At 67.2% G+C, this 4,000-nt stretch carries 4 protein-coding genes; 1 reads left to right on the top strand and 3 read right to left on the bottom strand.

The features are described from left to right. A partial coding sequence (gene thiL / locus AC062T_RS09655) for a thiamine-phosphate kinase (RefSeq protein ID WP_476029517.1) occupies positions 1-822 on the bottom strand: 822 nt, incomplete at its 3' end. Positions 823-845: 23 nt separating this feature from the next. Here thiL and AC062T_RS09650 point away from each other — a divergent pair. Next, on the top strand, positions 846-1,334 hold the full coding sequence (locus AC062T_RS09650) for a DUF3515 family protein (RefSeq protein ID WP_476029515.1): 489 nt from the start codon (positions 846-848) through the stop codon (positions 1,332-1,334). Here the strand turns inward: AC062T_RS09650 and AC062T_RS09645 are convergent. Beyond that, positions 1,331-2,482, bottom strand: a complete 1,152-nt coding sequence (locus tag AC062T_RS09645; protein WP_108517195.1) for a D-alanine--D-alanine ligase family protein — start codon at positions 2,480-2,482, stop codon at positions 1,331-1,333. The genes AC062T_RS09650 and AC062T_RS09645 overlap by 4 nt on opposite strands. Before the next feature lie 47 nt (positions 2,483-2,529). Then, on the bottom strand, positions 2,530-4,000 hold a 1,471-nt coding region (locus AC062T_RS09640), incomplete at its 5' end, for a Mur ligase family protein (protein WP_476029512.1).

Below are 4,000 nucleotides of genomic sequence, written 5' to 3'. Positions count from 1 at the left end.
CAGCAGCGAGTGATCTTCCCCGCCATGGAACGCTGTGAGCGGATCGGCTCCGAGGGCCAGCGAAAACAGGTCGAACGTGACCTCGCTCGCCACGGCAATGCGGGCGGCATCTTTGGCGAGGCCGTCGCTGAGATCGAGCATCGACGTCGCCCCGGCCTGCGCCGCAGCGGGCCCGTCCTCAATCGGAGGCGACGGGCGCAATTGGGGGCCGGTGCGGTCCCGGAGGGCGGCGGCCCGCTGAGCGTCCGGAAGGCCGGCTGCGTCAACGCCCTCGGCAAACAGGAGGTGGAGCGCTGCGGCGGCCTCACCCAGCACCCCGGAGACGGCGATGACATCGCCGACCTGCGCGCCCGAGCGCGTCACAGCATCCCGGCCCTCAAGGTCGCCGAAGGCGGTGACCGCAACCGTCAGAGTGGAAGAGACCGAGAGGTCTCCCCCCACCACGCCACAGCCGGGCGCGAGCGCCTCGCACGCCTGCCGCAGGCCATCCGCAATGCCCTCCAGAAACGACACGGGGGTCTCGGCGGGAACAGCCAGGGCCACGACCAAGGCGGTCGGCACGGCGCCCATCGCCGCAACATCGGAGAGGTTAGAGGCCGCGGCCTTCCAGCCCAGGTCACCCGCCTCAGACCACGCGAGCCTGAAATCTGGCCCGTGGATCATCATGTCCGTCGTCACCACAAAGCGGCCGTCCGGTGCCGCAACGATCGCCGCATCATCGCCGGGACCAAGGATCGTGGATCGCGATTCCGGCAAAAGCGGAAAGATGCGCCGAAGCGCCTCGTTCTCTCCCAACGATGCGAGGGTATCGGCTGTCTTCACACTGGACACGGTAGCCTTAACCGGTGCCCCTCACGTCGCAGCGCACCCTTGCTGCAGCCCTCACCGCAACCGCAATCGCCCTTCTCACCGGATGCACTGGCGTGGTCCCCATGACCGCAGCGCCGTATGCAACATCCGTGGACTGTGCCGAGATCACCGTTCGGCTTCCCGACGCGATCAACGATCTGAAGCTGCGTGAAACCGACGCTCAGGCGACCGCAGCGTGGGGCGACCCCACCGCCGTGCTCCTGCGATGCGGGGTTGAGGTGCCCGGCCCGTCCACCCTGCCGTGCTTCACGGTCAAGGGCATCGACTGGCTGCGCGATGACGCAGACGCGCCCACGTTCGTTTTCACGACCTATGGACGCGACCCTGCCGTTGAGGTTGTTATCGACGCCGAGGCCACCTCGGGCACTTCGGCCCTCCTTGCCATCGCGAATGCGGTCGGAAGCATTCCTGCCACCGGCGCCTGCACCTCGCCCGAGGACGTTCTGGAGCTGCCAGAAGGCTAGCCGCGCGGGCCGTCGAGCCCGACCAGCTTGCCGGCGATTCCACCGGCGGCGCGAAGGGCCGCGCCCGAGCCGAATCCGGCGGCGGGCAGCTGAAAGCGCTTGTCGCGCGCCTCGATGAGGGCGTCGCGCAAGACCGTTGCGGCTGACTGCTGGGGAGCCCAGAGGTAGAGCGACATGGCACCGGGGATCGAGTTGACCTCGTTCACGAAGAGCTCGCCCGTCGACTCATCGAGCAGCAGGTCAACACGGGCGACTCCCGTGAGAGCGGTAACCTCCGCAACCTGGCGGGCCAGCTCATCCGCACGCTCGGCGATTCCGGGAGCAACGTTGGCGGGGAGCTCGCGCGGGGCACTCGTGAGGCCTGCCTCCGTTCCGGCTGAGCCGGCGAGGTACTTCTCTGCATACGAGTAGAGACCAGATTCGGCGGAACCGCCGCGAAGGGGCTTCTCCAGCTGCGTCGTCTCAAGCACGGGGTAGGTGCGGAAGGCGATGTTGAGGTCAACCAGGTCGGGACGGTACGGCTCAAGCACGGCACCGGACCTCAGGTGAGTGCTGGCCTTGCCGATGGCACGCGCCGCGGCGATGTCGTCGACGATCTCGATGCCAATGGATGAGCCGCCAAACCGCGGCTTGACGATGTAGGGGCCCGAGAACGACGGCTCGCGGGTCTGTGAGAGCAATTCGCGCGGCAGCGACGGGATGCCCGCAGTTCCGAGCAGGCCACCGAAGGCGAGCTTGTCCATGCCGACAGCTCCAGCGAACAGGCTCGACCCGGTCGCCGGAATGCCGAGCAGGCTGAACAGGGCCGCAGCTCCTCCGCCCTCTCCGACGCCACCGTGCAGCGTGACGAGGACGGCCTCTGGCTCAAGCTGGTCCTCGCCGAAACGCTTCTTGATGAAGAGGCCCGACTTTTCGCCGAGGCGCACTTCGACCGACTTCGAGTTCGCCGGAACGCCCTCGAGGTAGTCCTTAGCCTCGGTCGCAGATGGCACGAGGTAGAACCCGCCAGCCGGTGCCCAGTAGATCGGCAAAACGGTGTCGCCCGCCGCCGTGAGCACGCGCTCCGACTGAAGTCCCGTGAGAATCGAGATCTCGTGTTCGGGCGACGGCCCGCCAAAGAGAACCGCCCAGGTTGTGCTCACTGCCATCTACTTCATCCATTCACTCGCTGGGTTGCACTTCTCCCGCGCGACGATCAGGGGTAGTGGTCGGGGAGGTCGTTCTCATAGAGGATAACGCCTCGGTCGGCGGCCTGATCGAGAGCCACCTGAACGGCCTGCACTCTCCGGTCAAAAACGAGAGGCGGATGCGCCGCTCCGGCAGTTCCCTCTAGGAGCGCCGCGCGGTTGGTGCGGCCGACGATGAGCAGCTGGCCGCCATGAGCAGTGACGGATGCCGCAAAGTCGCGGTTGCGCTCGTGCTGCACCGATCCCAGCTCGACCATGCCGGGGGTGACCACAACGAGGTTGCCCCCGCGTTCGCTGGCGAGTTCTGCCGCCCCCACGAGTGCCCGCTCGGCACCGACGGGGTTGGAGTTGTAGGTGTCGTCAATGATGATCGCACCCGATGGTGCCTGCTGGACCTCGGCGCGGTGTTGGGCGCCGGGAAGGTTGTGCAGGCGAGGCGCGATCGTCGTGACATCCACATCAAGCGCGAGAGCGATGCCGATCGTCACGGCAATGTTCACGGCGTGACCGGTGCCGGGGACCTCGATCGGCACCCTCACGGGGGCTCCCCCACCAGAAGGGCGCACGGTGGCGGTTCCGGATGCGGCGTCGACAACAACATCGGCGTCTGCCCCTGCGACCGTCGACACCCGCACGACGCGCTTGCCCTCCCGCTCACACTTATCGGCGAGCGTTCGCAGCTCGGGCTGATCGATCGGCAGCACAACCGTCTTCGCGCGCTCGGTGATCTCGGACTTGGCCGCGGCGATGACCTCGCGGGTCTTCATGCGGGCAAGGTGCGCCTCTCCGATCGTGGTGATCGCGGCGATATCGGGCGGAAAGCTTTCGCTGAGTTCGCGGATCTCGCCGGGGCCATAGACGCCCATTTCGGCGATGAAGACCTCGGTACCGGGGACGACACGGTCGTTGACGGCACGAGACAGGCCCATGAGGTTGTTGAAGCTCGCCGGCGAGGCGACCACCGAAAAAGAACCGGCCAGAGCATGGGCCACATAGCCCTTGGTCGACGTCTTGCCATAGGAGCCGGTAATGGCGACGACCGTAGGGCGAACCTGGGAGAGACGCTTGCGGGCGCTGACGAGGTACTTGTGCGAGAGCCGCTTCTCGAGCGCGTTGAGCGGCACGAGAACCGCGTCCATGAGCACCGGAGCGAGCACGATCGTGAGGGGCGCCGCGACCGGTCCGAGCATCCACCACAGAAGCGCTCCAACGAGCAGAATCGCGGCCGAGTACGCAATCGCCAGGCGCCGGGCACGCTGGGTCCAGTTGAGTCGCGTATTGGGGCCGCGCAGGCCCAGCCCGATGGGCACCCCTCCCGCCACGACGAGCGCCGCCAGGCTAACAATCGCAGAGGTGATTGGCGCCTGGGTGGCCACCAGAATGACCGCGAGGGCGATGAGCACAACGGATGCAGCGAGCAGAACCGCGTTGACGGGGCGACGCACGACCCACAGCCAGGCGATGCGGCCAACCCAGCCC

It is taken from the genome of Homoserinimonas sp. (assembly GCF_056262345.1).
The sequence above is the reverse complement of the archived record's forward strand: the minus strand, read 5'-3'. Positions and strand labels throughout refer to the sequence as shown.

Coding starts and splice junctions, on each gene's coding strand:
- AC062T_RS09645 (WP_108517195.1), bottom strand. CDS start 2,482: ATGGCAGTGAGCACAACCTGGGCGGTTCTCTTTGGCGGGCCGTCGCCC.